The organism is Halalkalicoccus sp. CG83 (assembly GCF_037081715.1).
Taxonomy (GTDB): domain Archaea; phylum Halobacteriota; class Halobacteria; order Halobacteriales; family Halalkalicoccaceae; genus Halalkalicoccus; species Halalkalicoccus ordinarius.
Map to the genome: position 1 here is coordinate 2,331,278 of NZ_JAZDDH010000001.1, position 15,401 is coordinate 2,346,678.

22 protein-coding genes are annotated in these 15,401 nt (G+C 64.8%); 6 read left to right on the forward strand and 16 right to left on the reverse strand.

All coding sequences use genetic code 11. The annotated features are described in order from the left end of the window. Positions 1 to 119 precede the first annotated feature (119 nt). Positions 120 to 908 carry a mechanosensitive ion channel family protein gene (locus V0Z78_RS12085; RefSeq protein WP_336344886.1) on the reverse strand — a complete coding sequence of 263 codons (789 nt, stop codon included), beginning with the start codon at positions 906 to 908 and terminating at the stop codon, positions 120 to 122. A gap of 226 nt (positions 909 to 1,134) precedes the next feature. On the opposite strand from V0Z78_RS12085, the gene V0Z78_RS12090 reads away from it, so the two are divergent. Further along, positions 1,135 to 1,434: a hypothetical protein gene (locus tag V0Z78_RS12090; RefSeq protein ID WP_336344887.1), complete on the forward strand. Its 300-nt coding sequence runs from the start codon at positions 1,135 to 1,137 to the stop codon at positions 1,432 to 1,434. A gap of 50 nt (positions 1,435 to 1,484) precedes the next feature. Beyond that, complete coding sequence (locus tag V0Z78_RS12095) at positions 1,485 to 3,056, forward strand: hypothetical protein (protein WP_336344888.1); 1,572 nt, start codon at positions 1,485 to 1,487, stop codon at positions 3,054 to 3,056. A 125-nt stretch (positions 3,057 to 3,181) separates the two neighbouring features. Here V0Z78_RS12095 and V0Z78_RS12100 read toward each other — a convergent pair whose 3' ends face one another. From V0Z78_RS12100 to V0Z78_RS12110, 3 genes are all read right to left on the reverse strand, one after another. Beyond that, entirely contained in the window at positions 3,182 to 3,316 is a 135-nt protein-coding gene (locus V0Z78_RS12100; RefSeq protein ID WP_336344889.1) for a hypothetical protein, read from the reverse strand. Between the two features lie 136 nt (positions 3,317 to 3,452). Continuing rightward, complete coding sequence (gene psmB / locus V0Z78_RS12105; protein ID WP_336344890.1) at positions 3,453 to 4,184, reverse strand: archaeal proteasome endopeptidase complex subunit beta; 732 nt, start codon at positions 4,182 to 4,184, stop codon at positions 3,453 to 3,455. 48 nt (positions 4,185 to 4,232) lie between these two features. Next, positions 4,233 to 4,409, reverse strand: a complete 177-nt coding sequence (locus V0Z78_RS12110) for a hypothetical protein (RefSeq protein WP_336344891.1) — start codon at positions 4,407 to 4,409, stop codon at positions 4,233 to 4,235. A gap of 278 nt (positions 4,410 to 4,687) precedes the next feature. Here V0Z78_RS12110 and V0Z78_RS12115 point away from each other — a divergent pair, with 278 nt between their 5' ends. Beyond that, complete coding sequence (locus V0Z78_RS12115) at positions 4,688 to 5,041, forward strand: DUF555 domain-containing protein (RefSeq protein WP_336344892.1); 354 nt, start codon at positions 4,688 to 4,690, stop codon at positions 5,039 to 5,041. Here V0Z78_RS12115 and V0Z78_RS12120 read toward each other — a convergent pair. Next, the gene (locus V0Z78_RS12120; RefSeq protein ID WP_336344893.1) at positions 5,038 to 6,699 is read right to left on the reverse strand and encodes a long-chain fatty acid--CoA ligase; all 1,662 of its coding nucleotides are present in this window, start codon (positions 6,697 to 6,699) and stop codon (positions 5,038 to 5,040) included. The two genes, V0Z78_RS12115 and V0Z78_RS12120, sit on opposite strands and share 4 nt — an antisense overlap. Positions 6,700 to 6,778: 79 nt before the next feature. Between V0Z78_RS12120 and V0Z78_RS12125 the strand changes: the two genes are divergently transcribed. After that, complete coding sequence (locus V0Z78_RS12125; protein ID WP_336344894.1) at positions 6,779 to 7,318, forward strand: CBS domain-containing protein; 540 nt, start codon at positions 6,779 to 6,781, stop codon at positions 7,316 to 7,318. 625 nt (positions 7,319 to 7,943) lie between these two features. Then, on the forward strand, positions 7,944 to 8,201 hold the full coding sequence (locus tag V0Z78_RS12130; protein ID WP_336344895.1) for a hypothetical protein: 258 nt from the start codon (positions 7,944 to 7,946) through the stop codon (positions 8,199 to 8,201). A gap of 20 nt (positions 8,202 to 8,221) precedes the next feature. Here V0Z78_RS12130 and V0Z78_RS12135 read toward each other — a convergent pair whose 3' ends face one another. Beyond that, positions 8,222 to 8,518 (reverse strand): hypothetical protein, encoded by a 297-nt coding sequence (locus V0Z78_RS12135; RefSeq protein WP_336344896.1) that lies wholly within the window; start codon positions 8,516 to 8,518, stop codon positions 8,222 to 8,224. 260 nt (positions 8,519 to 8,778) lie between these two features. On the opposite strand from V0Z78_RS12135, the gene V0Z78_RS12140 reads away from it, so the two are divergent. Beyond that, positions 8,779 to 9,393: an SRPBCC family protein gene (locus tag V0Z78_RS12140; protein WP_336344897.1), complete on the forward strand. Its 615-nt coding sequence runs from the start codon at positions 8,779 to 8,781 to the stop codon at positions 9,391 to 9,393. 122 nt (positions 9,394 to 9,515) lie between these two features. Here the strand turns inward: V0Z78_RS12140 and V0Z78_RS12145 are convergent, their stop codons facing one another. From V0Z78_RS12145 to V0Z78_RS12190, 10 genes are read right to left on the reverse strand one after another with little or no spacing between them, the layout of a single operon-like run. After that, positions 9,516 to 10,664 (reverse strand): pyridoxal phosphate-dependent aminotransferase, encoded by a 1,149-nt coding sequence (locus V0Z78_RS12145; RefSeq protein WP_336344898.1) that lies wholly within the window; start codon positions 10,662 to 10,664, stop codon positions 9,516 to 9,518. Next, on the reverse strand, positions 10,661 to 11,062 hold the full coding sequence (ribH, locus tag V0Z78_RS12150) for a 6,7-dimethyl-8-ribityllumazine synthase (RefSeq protein WP_336344899.1): 402 nt from the start codon (positions 11,060 to 11,062) through the stop codon (positions 10,661 to 10,663). The genes V0Z78_RS12145 and ribH overlap by 4 nt, the downstream gene beginning before the upstream one ends. 31 nt (positions 11,063 to 11,093) lie before the next feature. Beyond that, on the reverse strand, positions 11,094 to 11,417 hold the full coding sequence (gene gvpM, locus V0Z78_RS12155) for a gas vesicle protein GvpM (RefSeq protein WP_336344900.1): 324 nt from the start codon (positions 11,415 to 11,417) through the stop codon (positions 11,094 to 11,096). Next, positions 11,414 to 12,247 (reverse strand): gas vesicle protein GvpL, encoded by an 834-nt coding sequence (gene gvpL, locus V0Z78_RS12160; RefSeq protein ID WP_336344901.1) that lies wholly within the window; start codon positions 12,245 to 12,247, stop codon positions 11,414 to 11,416. Before gvpL ends, gvpM begins: the two co-directional genes overlap by 4 nt. Then, positions 12,244 to 12,555, reverse strand: coding sequence for a gas vesicle protein K (locus V0Z78_RS12165; RefSeq protein WP_336344902.1), 312 nt, complete (start codon positions 12,553 to 12,555; stop codon positions 12,244 to 12,246). The genes gvpL and V0Z78_RS12165 overlap by 4 nt, the downstream gene beginning before the upstream one ends. Next, on the reverse strand, positions 12,552 to 13,061 hold the full coding sequence (gene gvpJ / locus V0Z78_RS12170) for a gas vesicle protein GvpJ (RefSeq protein ID WP_336344903.1): 510 nt from the start codon (positions 13,059 to 13,061) through the stop codon (positions 12,552 to 12,554). The genes V0Z78_RS12165 and gvpJ overlap by 4 nt, the downstream gene beginning before the upstream one ends. After that, entirely contained in the window at positions 13,054 to 14,022 is a 969-nt protein-coding gene (locus tag V0Z78_RS12175) for a hypothetical protein (RefSeq protein WP_336344904.1), read from the reverse strand. Before V0Z78_RS12175 ends, gvpJ begins: the two co-directional genes overlap by 8 nt. Continuing rightward, on the reverse strand, positions 14,019 to 14,498 hold the full coding sequence (gene gvpH / locus V0Z78_RS12180; protein ID WP_336344905.1) for a gas vesicle protein GvpH: 480 nt from the start codon (positions 14,496 to 14,498) through the stop codon (positions 14,019 to 14,021). The genes V0Z78_RS12175 and gvpH overlap by 4 nt, the downstream gene beginning before the upstream one ends. Then, a complete protein-coding gene (gene gvpG / locus V0Z78_RS12185; RefSeq protein ID WP_336344906.1) occupies positions 14,498 to 14,752 on the reverse strand; it encodes a gas vesicle protein GvpG in 255 nt (84 codons plus the stop codon). Before gvpG ends, gvpH begins: the two co-directional genes overlap by 1 nt. Further along, a complete protein-coding gene (locus tag V0Z78_RS12190) occupies positions 14,752 to 15,381 on the reverse strand; it encodes a GvpL/GvpF family gas vesicle protein (RefSeq protein ID WP_336344907.1) in 630 nt (209 codons plus the stop codon). Before V0Z78_RS12190 ends, gvpG begins: the two co-directional genes overlap by 1 nt. Positions 15,382 to 15,401 lie beyond the last annotated feature (20 nt).

Sequence of the window (15,401 nt, forward strand, 5' to 3'; positions counted from 1 at the left end):
TTTCGAAGACGTCGTCTATTAGCGTCGACGCCGTCCGGGTACGGGGATCTCGGAGCGACTGGCGGGACTCGCCGAGGATCAGTGACCGAGCGAACGAGAAGGGGACGCGAGACGGCGATTCAGTCGTCGAGGTCGGGGTTCGTCCCGCTCGTGCCGGATCCGCGCGTCTCGGGGCGAGTGTCCGGCGTCTCGACCTGGGCGCTGGCCTGGCCGGCCCAGTCGTCGATGTTCTCGGCGACGTAGTCACGCGCACCGAAGCCGAAGGCGATGCCGAAGCCGATCGCGAGCGCGAGACCGAGGCCGCCGGCGATGGCCGCCGCGAAGATGTAGAGGATCCCGACGTCCACCTGCATCGTATCGAGGCCGACCACGATCACGATGAAGTAGAGGAAGACACGGACCCCGTTCGCCATCACCGACGTGATTCCCGAGTGGGTCGTCGCCCGCGTTCGTTCGATCACGTCACCGACGAAGTCGGCGACGATGAAACCGACGACGATGATCAGCAACCCGGCGATGAAGGCCGGCAGATACGAGGCGGCGTCGGCGATCCACGCCGAGAGCAGCGGAATCTGCAGGGCGTTCGCCGCGGCGAGGATCGCGAGGAAGTAGACGTAGTACGCCGAGACCGTCCCGAAGGCGTTCGAGATCGTCCGCTCGGTCCCGCCGAGCATGTCGCCGATCGGCGTCTGCATCGTCCGACGATCGATCTCGGTACGGTCGGCGAGGGTGCTGACGACGCGAGCGACGATTCGGCCGACGAACCAGCCGATCAACAGGATGATCAGCGCGCCGATCAGTCGGGGGATCAGCAGGATGAGGTCGCTGAGCACCTGCCCGAGGAAGTCGGGTATCTCTTGGAGCTGTGCCGGTACGAGTGTGGCTTCGAGGTCGTGTTGTCCTTTCATCGCGTTCGAGGCCATGACCCTTGCGGGGATTACTACGCGGCAACCAAACGTTCCGCAATCCGTAGGCGACGTTGCGATTCGCCGTCCTCTCGAGGGACCGGCCGCGCTTCGAGGTTGTGGATCGCGTTAAATTGCCTGTAGTCGTGCGGTTTCTCCGAGCGCCGCTTCGCGAACGCCCGGCAGACGCCGGCCGCAGGCTCAACCGAACGTCTCGCTATCGAAGGATATGGGAAAGGAGAAGATAAGTCTCACACTCCACGAGTCACAGGTGCGAGAGATATCCGACCTCCAAGAGGAGGGCTACGAGAGCCGCTCGGAGACCGTTCGCGCCCTCGTCGACAAGGGACTCGCATACGACGACGTCGAGGCCGAACGCGACGAGATCCGGCGTGAGCTACTGTCGTTCGACGGGATGGACGACGTCGTTGGCTACGTCCGCCGACGCCAGATGCTCGCCGGCGTCCCGATCTGGCGGCGGATTCGCTGGCGGATCACGGGGGTCCCTGACGAGGCCCGCGACCAGTAGTCCGACACAACACTCCCACATTGAAGGGGGTCGACTGCCGACTGGGGGCAATGACCGAGTCCGATCTGGCGGCGGCGGTGCGGGACGCGCTGGCGATCGACGCGACGACGTTTCACCGGCGAGCCGCCGAGGAGGCGGACGTGCTCATCGAGGGGCTCGCCGAGGGTGTCTTCGACAACCCACAGGCGATCGTCGGCTTCGAGTACGAGTTCTACGCGGTCGACGACGAGACCAGCGCGCTCAGGCGCGTTCCCCGTCGGCTGCTCGAGTACATCGGCTTCGAGAAGGAGCTCGGACTACACAACGCCGAGATGTCGACCAGCCCCCAGCCACTGAACGCCGACGGGCTCCTCGCCCAGGAGGCCGAGATCAGAAGCCGGCTCGCGACCGCGCTCGACTGTACCCGGCCCGAGGGGATCACGCTAGTCAGCGACGGCCTCTGGACGATCCCCCCCGAGGGTGAGACGGCGCAGGACTATCTCACCGACTACGTCGAGGACGGCGGGATCCGGATCGCGACCAACATGAGCGACTCCGTCAGGTATCACGCGATGGCCAACGCCGAGGGCGAGACGACGCCGTCCCAGCGCCTCGACGTGCCGAACGTCTCGCTCGTCTCGGAGACGGTGATGCTCGAGAGCCTCATCACCTCGATCCAGCCCCACTATCAGGTCCCTCACGCTGACGACCTTCCGACCTACTTCAATTACGCGCTGCGCATCGCCGGCCCGCTGCTGGCGATGGGTGCGAACTCGCCCTTTTTCCCGCCGGATCTCTACGACGTTCGCGAATCGTCCGATTCGCGGGCCGACCAGAACTCGAAGGGTTCTCGTGACGACGTCCTCGACGAGCGGATCCTCGACGACGCGTGGATGGCGAACCGAATCCCCGTCTTCGAGTCGGTGCTGAACGAGAGTCCCGAGGGGAAGGTCCGCTTCCCGCACGACCTCTCGAGCGTCGAGGAGGCGGTCGACCGCGTCGTCGCCGACGACACCATCGTCCCGATGCCCGCCGGCACGTCCGACCGGTTCGACGACGAGTTCGCCCACTTTCGGCTGAAACACGGCACCTACTGGCGGTGGGTCCGGCCCGTCTTCGACGGGGCGACTCGCTCTGCGGCGAACGCCCGCATCGAGTTCCGCCCCATCGGCGCCCAGCCCACCGTCCGGGACTCGGTGGCGTTTCTCGCCGTCTTCGCCGGACTGCTCGAGAGCCTGCCGCGGCGCGAACACCCCGTCGTCGGACTGGACTGGAACGACGCCCGCGAGAACTTCTACACGGCGATGCGCGACGGGCTCGCGGCCGACCTCTCGTGGATCACCACCAACGGCGAGGAGACGACCGACTACGAGACGATCTACTCGGATCTGTTCGACCACGCCCGCGATGGACTGAAGCTCCGCGGGCTCTCCGACACCGAGGTCGAGAAGTATCTCTGGCCGCTTCGACACCGCGCCCGTCACGGTCGATCCCCTGCGGAGTGGCGCCACGCGCGGGTCGAGGAACGGGTCGAGGACGGCGAACCGATCGGCGAGGCGATCCACGCCGTCCAGCGCGAGTACATCAGCCACCAGCGCGAGACGCTGTTGGAGGGTGGGTTCGCCGACTGGGACACCCGATAGGACCGTTCGGATTCCGTCGATTCAGCCATCGGCCGATTCAAGCACGATCGGATAGGCGAGTGGTGAGGACGATCGAACCGCCCGTTCCGCAACGGGCTTTCGACGGTTCAACCGACGGTCCGTGGTCACGTCGTTGCTGCCGTCGGGGTCGCCCTCGAGTCGAGGGGACACGAGATGCGCACCGACGCGAGGGGATCGCGCTGATCGGCGTCAGCGTAGCGCTCCTCGTCCCGTTTTGGTCGTCGTTCTGCCGCCTGCATCCGCGCCACCCGAATGGCCGTCGCTCCGTCGAGAGGGCCGTCCGAAATGAGAGGAGGTGACCGCATCGGGTACGATCGATCCGTTCGATACGCGCCGTCGCTACCTACGGTTCGAAGCGCCGACCGAGCCGGACGGTCAGAAGGCGTCGAGGCCTTCGAAGTCCTCGTAGCGTTCGATCTCGACGCCGTCGTCGGTGACGGTGGCGATGTTGAGGCCGTTGCCGCTGGCGGTGTCGCGCTCGACTGCGCTGCTGACGCTGCGGATCGCGACGTCGCGGGCCTCTTCGACGTCGAGGCCCTCCTCGTAGTGCTGTTCGAGGACGCCGAGCGCGAACTGCGAGCCCGAGCCGCTCACGGCGTAGTCCTCCTCGGTGGTACCGCCGAGCGCGTCCATGCTGTAGACGTGGGGACCCTCGTCGTCGACGCCGCCCAGTACGGGAACGACGATGAAGAAGGCACCGCTTCGGAGCAGGTTCCGGGTGAGCGTCGAGAGCGCGGTCATGCTCATGACCTCGCCACGGCGGTTGTCGTAGAGATTGGCCTCGACCTGCAGGGTGTCGATCAGCGACTGGGCGGCGCTGACCGAGCCCGCGATGGTGAGCGCACCCGTGGGGTGGACCTGCTCGACCTTCTGGACGGTCTTGCTCGAGACCATGTTGCCCAGGCTCGCACGCATGTCCGTCGCCATGACGACGCCGTCCTCGGCCCGCAGGCCGACGGTGGTCGTCCCCGTCTTGAGCTCCGCGGCGTCGGCGCCCTCCGGGAGTTCCGCGTCGGGGAGGGTGCCGAGCTCAGGCTCGTAGGGGTTGGGCTGACCGGCGGACGACAGTGCACCGTTGGAGAAGTCCGAATGATCTGGCGTTCGCATTACCCGCAGTTGCCGCCGCGGACTGATAAACCCACTCGTTTCGGAAGATCACTCCGTCGCGTTGCGGGACTCGTAGGCGCGTTCGGTGAGTTCGACGAGGCGGTGGATCGGCAGGCTGAGGCCGACGCGCTTCATCATCACCGCGACCGGGAGGAGCATGATCCCGACGGCGACGCTCGACTGGTACAGGGCGAACAGCAGTGTCCGGTACGTTCGATCGATCATCTGCTACTCCCCGCTCACATCCCATCCCTATATAAATCTTGTCGCCGACCGAGAACGTAACGATCGTTTCTCCGTTACTCGAGAGCGCTTCCGTCGTGCGGTTCTCGGATTCGAGTCCTCGTCCGATCGACGCGTCGTCCTCGATCCGACGAGACCCGGCGAGCGTCGAATCACGCCCGTTGGCGAGCGGAGCCTCATCCGTAACGTATGGCGATCATCGGGTTCACGTGCGCGCTCGAACCGCAACACACTCCCCGCCGCGCGAGCGAGGGGAGGGCATGAACTATCTCGTAGTGATGGAGGCGGCGTGGCTGGTACGGGACGTCGACGAGATCGACGACGCCATCGGCGTCGCCGTGAGCGAGGCCGGAAAGCGACTGAACCAACAGGAGATGGACTACGTCGAGGTGGAGGTCGGCGCGACCCCCTGTCCGGCCTGCGGCGAGCCGTTCGACTCGGCGTACATCGCCGCCGACACCGCGCTCGTCGGCCTGGTTCTCGAGATGACGGTGTTCAACGCCGACGGGACGGAGCACGCCCAGCGGATCGCCAAGAGCGAGGTCGGCGGGGCGCTCCGGGACGTCCCTCTCTCGGTGATCGAGACGATCGAAACGGGCGAGGAGGAGGGTTAGTCGGTCGCGTCCGGCGCCGCCTCCTCGGGGACGTTCCCCTCGACCAGCGACTGGTCGTTGTACTCCTCGCGAAGTACCTTCTTGTCGAACTTCCCGGTCGAGGTCTTCGGCACCTCGTCGATGAACAGCACGTCGTCGGGCGTCCACCACTTGGGGTACTCCTCGCGGACCATCGAGAGCAGTTCCTCGCTCAACGTCCCCTCGTCGGCCCCCCCGGCAGGGACGACGAACGCGACCGGCCGCTCCTGCCAGCGTTCGTGGGGAACGCCCACCACGGTCGCCTCGGCGACGTCGTCGTGGCCCATCAGCGTGTTCTCGAGTTCGACCGAGGAGATCCACTCCCCGCCTGATTTGATGACGTCCTTCGCCCGGTCGACGATCTTGATGTAGCCCTCGGGATCGATCGTCACGACGTCGCCGGTCTTGAGCCAGCCGTCCTCGACGTCCTCCTCGGTGGCCTCGGGGCGCTCGAAGTACTCCGTGGTGACCCAGGGGCCGCGCACCCAGAGTTCGCCGAACGCCTCGCCGTCCCACTCGACTTCCTCGCCGTCCTCGTCGATCACGCGCATCTCGAGGCCAGGTACGAGAAGTCCCTGTTTCGCGCGTTTCTGGTCGCGGCGCTCGTCGTCCCACTCCTCCATGCCGGGCTTGAGGTGCGAGACGCTGCCGATCGGCGACATCTCGGTCATCCCCCACGCGTGGAGCACCTCGACGTCGTACTCCTCGTCGAACGTCCGGATGAGGCTCTCGGGGGCGGCGCTGCCGCCGATGATCAGCCGTTCGAGGCTGGAGAGGTCGATTTCGTTCTCGCGACCGTACTCGAGCAGGCCGAGCCAGACGGTGGGAACGCCCGCCGACAGCGTCACACCCTCCTCCTCGATGAGCTTCGCGAGGTCCGCCGGCTCCGGCGACGGCCCGGGATAGACGTGCTTCGCGCCGGCCGCAGTGGTGGTGAAGGGCATCCCCCACGCGTTGACGTGGAACATCGGGACGACGGGCATCACGACGTCCTCGGCACGGATGTCGAGGCCCGAGGCGGGCAGCGTCGCCATCGTGTGTGACCAGAGCATCTGCTGGGTGTATTCGACGCCCTTGGGGTTGCCCGTCGTCCCGGACGTGTAGCACATCCCCGCGGGCTGGTCCTCGTCGAGGTCGGGCCAGTCGTACTCCGTCGGCTGGTCCGCGATGAACGACTCGTAGTCGGTCACGGGCGAGAGCGACGTCTCCGGAACGGCGTCGCCCATGATGACGTACTGCTCGACGACGTCGAACGTCTCGCTCTCGGCGGGCCCCTCGAGCTTCTCGACCAGCGAGGGGTCGACGAACAACACGCGGTCCTCGGCGTCGCTCACGATGTGCTCGAGGTGATGATCCGGGAGGAGGGGATTGATCGTGTGGAGCTGTGCGCCGACGCTCGGGACGCCGAAGTAGGTCTCGAAGTGACGATGGTGGTTCCAGCAAAACGTCCCTACGCGGTCTCCCTGTTCGACCCCCGCCTCATCGAGGGCGTGAGCGAGCTGGGCGACGCGCTCGCCGTAGGTCTCGTAGTCGTAGCGTTCGATACCGTCCGCGGTTCGGGAGACGACCTCCCGATCGGGAAACATTCGTTCTGCTCTCCAGAGAAACGGACGAAGCGTCTGATCGGTTCCACCTGGCATACGCGTCGGTACAGAGCGGACGTTCATGAAGGTTCCCCGCAACCCAACCTTTTAGTATAACCTATAGTTATGAATCGGTATGGATCTCCCGTCCCCCCAGGATCTGCGTGAACGCCGGATCGAGCTGGATCTGACCCAGAGCACGCTCGCCGAACGGGCGGGCGTCTCCCAGCCGCTGATCGCCCGGATCGAGGGTGGCGACGTCGATCCGCGCCTCTCGACGCTGCGCCGGATCGTCAACGCCCTCGAGGAGGCCGAGGGCGGCATCGTCCGCGCGGCCGAACTGATGAACACCGAAGTGATCCACGTCGAACCCGATGACGCGATCCGCGAGGCGGTCAAGCGGATGGACGAGGAGGCGTACTCCCAGCTTCCCGTGCTGCAGAACGGCATTCCCGTGGGGAGCATCAGCCAGAGCGACCTCGTCCACCTCGACGCCGAGGCCCGCGACGAACCGGTCGTCGAACACATGGGCGAGAGCTTTCCCACGGTGTCCCGGGAGGCGACGCTCGACGAGATCGGCAACCTACTCGACCACTACAAGGCCGTGATGGTGACCGACACGGGCGAGACCGTCGGCATCGTCACCGAGGCCGACGTCGCCTCGCGGCTCTCATAGTATGGAATGACGTGATCCTACACCCATCCCGGTGTAACGGATAACTGATCTAACGGGATCGTCATGATGAACAGAGGGGATGTAGGCACCGTCGTGACGAGCCGGAGACGAAGTGGAGCCACTCGGATCGGTAGATCGCGGGCGTTCCGCTACTCCGTAGAACCAAACGTCATGCCTTGGGCGAACGATCTACACGGATGGACGAGTACGAGGCGACGTTCGAGGTCGAGTCGAAAACTGACGCGCACACCGTCGAGCGATTGATGAATCGTCTGTACGATATGCCTCGAGAGGAATCACGGACGAGACGCGAGGGATCCGTCGATTCGACGGAGGTGTTAGAGCAGTTCGAGGCGATACGCGATGCCACTCACCGACTGACGCCCGGTAAACTGACGAGAGTCTACGAATCCAAGAGCACGGAATTCGAGTAACGAGCGGTCGCTACGGCTCCGACCGTCTGTACGATACGCACTCTCCATTCAGCACGCCGGTTCTAACGACGGAAGGGATACGCAACTCGAAGGCCGAAGATCGGGCAAAGCCGGAGGCTCGGTCAACTAGTCCTTCGGGTCAGTGAAGTACCGACTGTATCGATGTCACCTTCGCCGCCTCGACCGCGTTCATGACCCCCGTCGGCTACCAGCCGAACCTACCGGTCTACGCCCCCGATGGCTACACGTTCGCCGACGTCCTCCGCGTCGGTACGCCGTCGGAACCGTTGCTCGCGGTCGTCACGACCCCCGGGATCGCCTTCATCTGGGGCTCTGAACTACGGCCGAACGACGAGGACGGCGCTCTTCGCCCCTCCGACCGCCCGTTCGGCGACGCTGCCGACGACGAGGGCAAGGCCGTTCTCGCCCAACTCCAGATAAGCGTCTGATTTGATTTCGCTGGACCAGGTCATTTCAACATGTTCGTCCAGGCGTTCGTTAGATCTGTCGATCCCTCGAACACCTTCTGCATCTGCTGAAGGTACTCCTGAGTCATATCAGGCGGACTTCCGCCGTAGACAAAGACCACTTCCTCATCCCTGTCTTCGTCCGTAAACCGGAGTTCATAGCTTCCCTCCTCGAGCTTAAACTCCCGTTCGACATCATACTCCGGATCAGCGAAGTAGGAGAACGCCAAGCGAGTAAAGGACTCCCACCGATTCGTCTCGATCCGTGTGTTGTATCTGGTAGTGTCCTCGGTTGCCATGCTATCACATCACCATTACTGAATCGTTCTCTCCCGTCATAAATGAATCCTACCCCCGATACACGGAGGAACTGAACGCTTCATTAAGTCAAAGGCGGCTACATCGTCGCCGGCGATGATTGGGTGTGTGACTTCATCCAACACGGAAACTCGCGATTATCGGTGACGAGGTGGCCTACTTCGAACGAGCAAAAGTCCGCATGCTCTCTGATTATCAGGTTAGGGATCCATCGAACCGACGTGCTGAATACAGAGGGTGTATGCAGCAGCGTACCAACCTACCCATGGAAAACGCGGTGATTTGCTGTTTCGAGTGTATAGACACTCCGCTGGTCCACACGAAGGTTGCATACCAGGATTCTACGCGCAGCTATTTAGGGTTAGACAGTATTTTTAAGTCAAGAATGATATTGAAAGAGACCACAGCTGTTGAGACACCTTCGGAAGAAGTCTATCGATTTTTCGAGGAGATGGAGGAGAACTACGAGCGCTGGCACCCCGATCACATCACGTTCCGCTGGATAGAGGGGGTTGGGTTGGAACAGGGCGCGGAGGCCTATTTCGAGGAACGGATTGCAGGAAAGTTACAGAAAAAGACGGTAAAGTTCGTAAAGGTGACTCCCGATCGATACATGGAGTTCAAGCCGACGTCACTACTGATCGGGCTGCTTATGCCTCACATCAGCTTCACGATCAATACTCGTCCGGACGGCTGTGAACTTACCCAGCGAATCAAAGTACGAACTGGACCGATCGGTGCTCGGCTCAACAAGAGAGAATTCGACGCCGTCCGAACGCACATGCGAGAAGAGGGCGAGAATTTGAAACGCATACTCGAAAATGAGGATCGAGTCCCCTCAGGAAAGAAACCGTAGGTGATGAGTCAGGGGGGTTCTCTTTCAGTCCTGGTTGTGCTGTATATGCGCCCTCATTCAGTACGCCGTTTTCACCAGATGTCCAATAACTCGGAGACGGGTGGGCTCCCGATCCGTATCGGCTACAGGTAGTCCTCGCTCGCCAGCCGGTCTATCGCCTCACGGATCCGCTCCTCGCTGTTGGCGTACGAGAGCCGTGCGTAGCCGGGCGTGCCGAACGCGCTTCCCGGCACGGTCGCGACGTGGGCGTCCTGGATCGCGCCCTCGCACCACGCCTGGTCGTCGTCGTCGACGGGTACCATCATGTAGAAGGCACCCTCGGGCGCGCGGACCTCGATGCCGTGGTCCTTGAACAGCTCGACCAGCAGGTCCCGTCGGCGCTCGAACGCCTCGACCATCTCCTCGACGTCGCTCTCGGTGTTCTCGAGCGCTTCGATTCCGGCGTGCTGGACGAAGTTCGTCGCACACGAGACCGAGTGCGAGTGGAGCTTGCTCGCCTCGTCGACGAGCTCCTCGGGAGCGGCGAGATAACCCAGCCGCCAACCGGTCATCGAGTAAGCCTTCGAGAAGCCGTTGATCGTGACCGTCCGCTCGTCCATTCCCTCGAGCGAGGCCAGCGGCGTCGGGTCCGCACCGTAGGTGATGCGCTCGTAGATCTCGTCGGCGATCACCGCGACGTCGTGCTCGACGGCGAGGTCGCGCACCCCTTCGAGGGCGGCGTCGGAGTAGACGGCTCCTGACGGATTGCTCGGGGAGTTGACGACCAGCAGCGCGGCGTCGTCGCTCACCACGTCGGCGAGGTCCTCGAGCGCGGGCTCGAGGCGGAAGTCGTGGGCCGAGAGGTCGACCCGCGAGAGCTCGCCGCCCGCGAGCTTCGCCATCGCCTCGTAGGAGACCCACGCCGGGTCCAGCAGGACGACCTCCTCGCCGTCGTCGACGAGCGTCTGGAACGTCTCGTAGAGCGCCTGTTTCGCACCGGGGGTGACGATCACCTTCTCGGGGTCGTACTCGAGGCCGTCACCCCGCAGCTTCTCGCTGATCGCCTCGCGCAGCTCGGGAATGCCGTTCGAGCCGGTGTAGCCGGTGTGGCCGGCGTCCATCGCCTCCTTACCCGCCTCGACGACGTTCTCTGGCGTGGGAAAGTCGGGTTCGCCCACTGAGAGGTCGACGACGTCCGCCCCCTCCGCCTCGAGTTCGGAGGCCAGCTGGCTGATCGCGAGGGTCGCGCTCGGTTCGACACGGCCGATACGGTTCGTGAATTCGAAGCTCATAGTTCTTCCATCAGGTCGATCGCACTCTCGACGGCGCGTGCGCCGTAATCGGTTCGCGCCCGGGCCTCGTCGGCGGTCATCCCCGGACCGGAGATTCCGAACGTCACGGGGACGTCGCGGTCGAGGCTCACCTCGGTCAGCCCGCGTGCGGCGGCGTCGGCGATGGTCCGATCGTGGTCGGTGGCGCCCGTGACGATCGCGCCGAGCGCCACGACGGCGTCGATTCCCTCGCGGCGCGCCAGTCGATCGGCCGCGAGCGGCGTGTCGTACGCGCCGGGAACGTAGAGGGTCTCCTCGACCGTCGCCCCCCGGTCAGCGGCCGCCTCGTGGGCGGCCTCCTCCATCGCCTCGGTGACCTCGCGGTTGAACCGCGCGACCACCAGTCCGAGCGTGACCATACGCGAGGGTGGCCCACCGCCGGCAAAGAGCTTACCGTTCGTCGGAGCCGGAGTCGGAGTCGGAGTCGGAGTCCGAATCCGACTCGGCGTCGGAGTGTGGGACCGTCGGCGCGGGCCGCTTGCCGAACGACGAGCGTCGCTCCTCGCTCATGCGGCGTTTCTCGACGTCCCAGTTCTCGAAGAAGCCGTACTCGGTCATCGTCGTCATCCCCGCGATCGCCGCCTGGAGGTTGATCCCGATCAGCGGGATGTCGGCGACCGTGATCAGCACGTCCGCCTGGATCATCGCTCCCTCGCGCAGAAGCACGTCGAGCACGTCGACGATCGCGTGGTCGGGCTCCTTGGTCGGTTTCACTGGGCCTCACCCCCGATCTGTGGCGCGTAGCTGTACGGCGGCCACGGGCCGGTGTAGCGTACCTCGTGGGCGGGACGTCCGTTGATCTCCTCGAGTGCCTCCCCGATCGCCTCCTCGTTCTCGCGGGGGGCGAGCACCGAGATTTGGGCGACCCGATCGAGCTCGTCGTCCGTCTCGGTCGAGACGACGTTCGAGCCGCCGCCCGATCGCTGGATCTCGACGGCGTGGGGTTCGACGAGTCCGTAGAGCGTCTCCGCGACCGCGTCGCGTCGCTCCTGAAGGCGCTCGTTGAGCCGCTGTTCGTACTGCTTCTCGAGCAGGTACCCCGTCCCCTCGCTCGCCTCCTCGGTGCGTGCCGCGAGCTCCTGAAGCTCCTCGTCCCCCTCGAGAACCGTCTCGCGCATCGAGGCCTCGTCCCACCGGACCTCGATGCGGTACTCCCACCGGCCCGCGAGCGTCTCGAGGGCGTCGTCGATCTCCTCGCGACGTTCGGCGAGCCACTCGTAGACCGTCTCGTCGTCGCCTTTGATGATCGTGTCGAACCGGAAGGGAAGCGGCGTACCGAAGCGCTGGCCGGCCTCGTCGACGACCTGCTGGTGGGCCAACAGCCAGCTTCGAACCCGCGTCATGTCGTCGGAGTCGTAGACGGAGTCGACGGGCTGGGTGACCACGCCGATCCCGTTCCGGACGAGAAGCGAGGTCGTTCCGTCCTCGATCCCCTCCGCGGTGAAGCTCTCGTCGTCGGCGGCGCGGACCGCACAGTAGAGATATCGTCCCTCGTCGAACTCGAGGTCGGCGTTCGCGCCGCCGGGGTCGGTTGTGTCGGTCATTCCGGGAGCTCCTGATCGCGGACCTGCTCGACCGCGTCGGTGACGAGCGAGTCGAGGTCGCCCCGGAGCTGCTCGACGTCGTCCTCGATTCCCTCTCGCTCCTTGATCGCCGCGACCTCCTCCTCGAGCGCCTGTAGCTGGGCGCCGAGCCGCTCGATCTCCTCGGGGTCGAGCTGTCCCGATTCCATCCGGCGGATCGCCTCGCGTTCCATCGTCTCGATCAGCAGCTCGATGACGGTCACGACGAGCGCGAGCAGCCCCGAGGCGCCGCCGTCGTCCTCGTCCTCGTCGAGCTCGATGTGTTTCATGACTCCTCCGAACCCCCCGCGTCGTCGGCCTCCCCGTCAGCGTCGCTTCCCTCATTGGCGTCGCCGTCCTCGGAGTCCTCGTCTCCAAGGAAGTCGCTCGCCTCGGCGTCGACGCTTCCCTCGTCGACCGGGGTCCGCGGATCGGGTCGCTTTCGCGGCGGGTTCTGCGGGGAGTCCGTCCCATCCTCGTTGCTCGCGCCGCCCTTGCTCGCCTCGATCCCGAGGTCGATCGTCTCGCCGTCCTCTCCCTCGAGGGGCTCGCGGCCGGAGGCCTGCTCGACCCGACGCATGTCGGTGCCGCTGGGGAAGGCGAGCCCGTACTTCGCGGCGGTCTCGAACGAGGCGATCGCCGCGCGGATCTCGATGCCGATCATCTCGGTCTCTCCGACGGTGATGGCGATGTCCGCGTTGATCACGATGCCCTTGTCGAGCACCATCTCCAGTACGTCTGCGAGGTCGGCCTGTTTGCGCGTGGGTTTCGCACTGCTTCCGTAGTCTCTACTCATTGTTTTCCACCTCGATCGCCTCGGATTCCTCGTCTGCGTCGGTCGTCTCGTCTTCGTCCTCGTCCGTCCGGTTCGTCGCCTCGGATCCGTTCTCGTCAGCGTCGGCCTTTCGTTTCTCCTTCGTGAACCGACGCCCGTAGATCCGCCGGGGGTTCTCCACCTTCGAGTACTTCACCTGCGCGGGTACCGTCGAGCGCCGCGTCGAGGCCGAGTCGGGGACCGGCCCCGGCGGCAGCGACGAGTACGCCGTCGGGTTCAGCGAGTCGGGCTGGCGGCCCGGCTGGCCGAGCTTCTGCTGGTTCAGCTCGTAGAGCCTGTGGAGCTTGTCGTGGGTCGAGAGCAGTACCGATCGGAACTTCTCGACGGCGGTCTTGATCTTGTCCTCGAGGAACGCCTGGCGCGCCTCGGCGTCGAACTGGACGTGTGCACCCTCGGTGCCGATCACGTTGTCGGTGTCGAGCAGCCCGTCGTCCTCCTCGTCGTCACCCAACAGACCGCCGTCGTCATCGTCCCCGACGAGACCGTCATCGCCGAGCAGGCCGCCGTCGTCCTCGCCCTCGTCGGAGGTGACGTCGTCGACCTCGTTCTCGAGCTGCTGTTTCTCCTCGCGAAGCTCCATGAGATCGACCGCGTCCCACAGCTCCCGGAGGTTGACCGCCTCGCGGACGGTGCTCAGTTCGATCGCGGTCTCGTCCTCGTCGAGCAGTCCCTCGGGGATGTCCTCGATGTCGACGTTCTCGCCGAGCTCCTCGAGGTCGATCGCCTCGGGTACCTCCTCGAAGTCGATCGTCTCGAGGACGTCCTGGGTCTCGTCGAGAACGTCCCACAGATCCTCCGCGAGTTCGATCAGATCGGTCTGGTCGTCGTCCTCGACGATCGCCCGTTTCAGGTCCGTGAGGAGCCTCCCGATCGTCTCGGAGTGCTCCGCGAGCTGTTCGACGTTCAGGCCGTCGTCGCTCATCGCTCTTCCTCCTCCGGCGTGAACCGGAGCTCGAGGACGCCGTGCTGGAACCGGCTCTCGACGTCGGCGACGGGCCAGGGGAGCTCGATCCGGTCGACCGACCGGTTCTCGACGCCGATGACGAGCTCGTTTCGGTCACGGTCGAGGCCGACGGTCAGCTCGTCGGCCTCCACCTCCGGGAGGTCGGCGACGACCAGCAGCTCCTCGTCCGCGTCGTCGTATCGGACGTCGACCAGATACGGCGACTCCTCCTCGGTTCGGTGCGTCGACCCCCCGTCCTCCTCGGACGACTCCGAGGAGCCGATCCGCCCCGAGAAGCCGTACTGGGTCGTGAAGTGTCCCTTCGGGATCCGTCCGGTGCCTTGGGCGCCGCTCCTACCCTCGCGTTCGGCGTCGACCAGCGAGTCGATCACGTGTCGAATCGCGCCGAACAGGCTGGTCTCTCGGTCGTCGTGTTCGTCGTGTTCGTCGTTCATTAGCCTTGTATCTCGATCGTCTTGTTTCGGAGTTGTTCGTGGGCCGCACGAGCGATCTCCATCTCCTCCTCGAGTTCGCGTCTGCGCTGTTCGTACTCCTCCTTCGAACGCTCTCCGAGTTCGTAGAGGAGCTGGTTCTCCTTCAGCTCGTCCTGGATCGCCTCGACGTCGTAGAGCTCGTTCATCGCGAGGGTGTGGAGCGCGTCGAGGATCGAGATGAACGGTTTGAACAGGAGGTCGTCGAGAATGAACATTATCTCTGGGCCCCGATCTCGATGTCCACGAAGTTGTACGGCGCCCATGGACCGGTGTACTGAACGAGCAGTTCCTCGTGGTCGTCCTCGAACTCCCCGACTGCGCGGTCGAACGCCTCGCGCTCGTCGCGGTCGATCAGGAACGAGCGGTTCACGATCAGCCGGTCGCTGAACAGGTCGTCGCTGGTTACGCTGATCGCGCGTTCGTCGAACCGTTCGGTCACCTCCTCGCGGATCGCCTCCTCGTCGACCTCGGCGCCCTCCTCGGTGAGCACCTTCAGACCGAGTTCGACGTCGTTCTCGACCTCCCGAAGCGCGCGGGTGAACGCGGGACGGGCCTCGCGCAGCACGCTCTTGAGGGTTCGGGCGTTCTTGAACGCCATTCCGTACTGCATCGGTACGACGGTCCGGCCGCCGTCGTACTGGAGCAACTGCTGGAGCACCTCGTCGTGCGCACGCGTGTTCTCGTCGGACTGCTCCGGTTCGACGGTGTCGATGTCGGTGACGAGCGCCGACAGGGTCTGGTAGCCGACGGTGTAGGCCCGCTCGGCCCCGTTCACGCCGTCGGTCTCGAACTCGACGTCCTCGCGTTCGATGACCCCGTAGGCGTATAGCGCAGTGTCTCCCATGCTGTGTTGTTCCCCCGCGT

What these genes read in the sequence shown, in the direction of transcription:
- V0Z78_RS12135 (WP_336344896.1), bottom strand. Translation starts at nt 8,518, where the DNA reads ATGGCAACCGAGGACACTACCAGATACAACACACGGATCGAGACGAAT.
- V0Z78_RS12140 (WP_336344897.1), top strand. Translation starts at nt 8,779, where the DNA reads ATGCAGCAGCGTACCAACCTACCCATGGAAAACGCGGTGATTTGCTGT.
- V0Z78_RS12095 (WP_336344888.1), top strand. Translation starts at nt 1,485, where the DNA reads ATGACCGAGTCCGATCTGGCGGCGGCGGTGCGGGACGCGCTGGCGATC.
- V0Z78_RS12090 (WP_336344887.1), top strand. Translation starts at nt 1,135, where the DNA reads ATGGGAAAGGAGAAGATAAGTCTCACACTCCACGAGTCACAGGTGCGA.
- V0Z78_RS12085 (WP_336344886.1), bottom strand. Translation starts at nt 908, where the DNA reads ATGAAAGGACAACACGACCTCGAAGCCACACTCGTACCGGCACAGCTC.
- V0Z78_RS12115 (WP_336344892.1), top strand. Translation starts at nt 4,688, where the DNA reads ATGAACTATCTCGTAGTGATGGAGGCGGCGTGGCTGGTACGGGACGTC.
- gvpJ (WP_336344903.1), bottom strand. Translation starts at nt 13,061, where the DNA reads ATGAGTAGAGACTACGGAAGCAGTGCGAAACCCACGCGCAAACAGGCC.
- V0Z78_RS12145 (WP_336344898.1), bottom strand. Translation starts at nt 10,664, where the DNA reads ATGAGCTTCGAATTCACGAACCGTATCGGCCGTGTCGAACCGAGCGCG.
- V0Z78_RS12125 (WP_336344894.1), top strand. Translation starts at nt 6,779, where the DNA reads ATGGATCTCCCGTCCCCCCAGGATCTGCGTGAACGCCGGATCGAGCTG.
- psmB (WP_336344890.1), bottom strand. Translation starts at nt 4,184, where the DNA reads ATGCGAACGCCAGATCATTCGGACTTCTCCAACGGTGCACTGTCGTCC.
- V0Z78_RS12130 (WP_336344895.1), top strand. Translation starts at nt 7,944, where the DNA reads ATGACCCCCGTCGGCTACCAGCCGAACCTACCGGTCTACGCCCCCGAT.
- gvpH (WP_336344905.1), bottom strand. Translation starts at nt 14,498, where the DNA reads ATGAACGACGAACACGACGAACACGACGACCGAGAGACCAGCCTGTTC.
- V0Z78_RS12110 (WP_336344891.1), bottom strand. Translation starts at nt 4,409, where the DNA reads ATGATCGATCGAACGTACCGGACACTGCTGTTCGCCCTGTACCAGTCG.
- V0Z78_RS12175 (WP_336344904.1), bottom strand. Translation starts at nt 14,022, where the DNA reads ATGAGCGACGACGGCCTGAACGTCGAACAGCTCGCGGAGCACTCCGAG.
- gvpL (WP_336344901.1), bottom strand. Translation starts at nt 12,247, where the DNA reads ATGACCGACACAACCGACCCCGGCGGCGCGAACGCCGACCTCGAGTTC.
- ribH (WP_336344899.1), bottom strand. Translation starts at nt 11,062, where the DNA reads ATGGTCACGCTCGGACTGGTGGTCGCGCGGTTCAACCGCGAGGTCACC.
- gvpG (WP_336344906.1), bottom strand. Translation starts at nt 14,752, where the DNA reads ATGTTCATTCTCGACGACCTCCTGTTCAAACCGTTCATCTCGATCCTC.
- V0Z78_RS12100 (WP_336344889.1), bottom strand. Translation starts at nt 3,316, where the DNA reads ATGCAGGCGGCAGAACGACGACCAAAACGGGACGAGGAGCGCTACGCT.
- V0Z78_RS12190 (WP_336344907.1), bottom strand. Translation starts at nt 15,381, where the DNA reads ATGGGAGACACTGCGCTATACGCCTACGGGGTCATCGAACGCGAGGAC.
- V0Z78_RS12120 (WP_336344893.1), bottom strand. Translation starts at nt 6,699, where the DNA reads ATGCCAGGTGGAACCGATCAGACGCTTCGTCCGTTTCTCTGGAGAGCA.
- V0Z78_RS12165 (WP_336344902.1), bottom strand. Translation starts at nt 12,555, where the DNA reads ATGAAACACATCGAGCTCGACGAGGACGAGGACGACGGCGGCGCCTCG.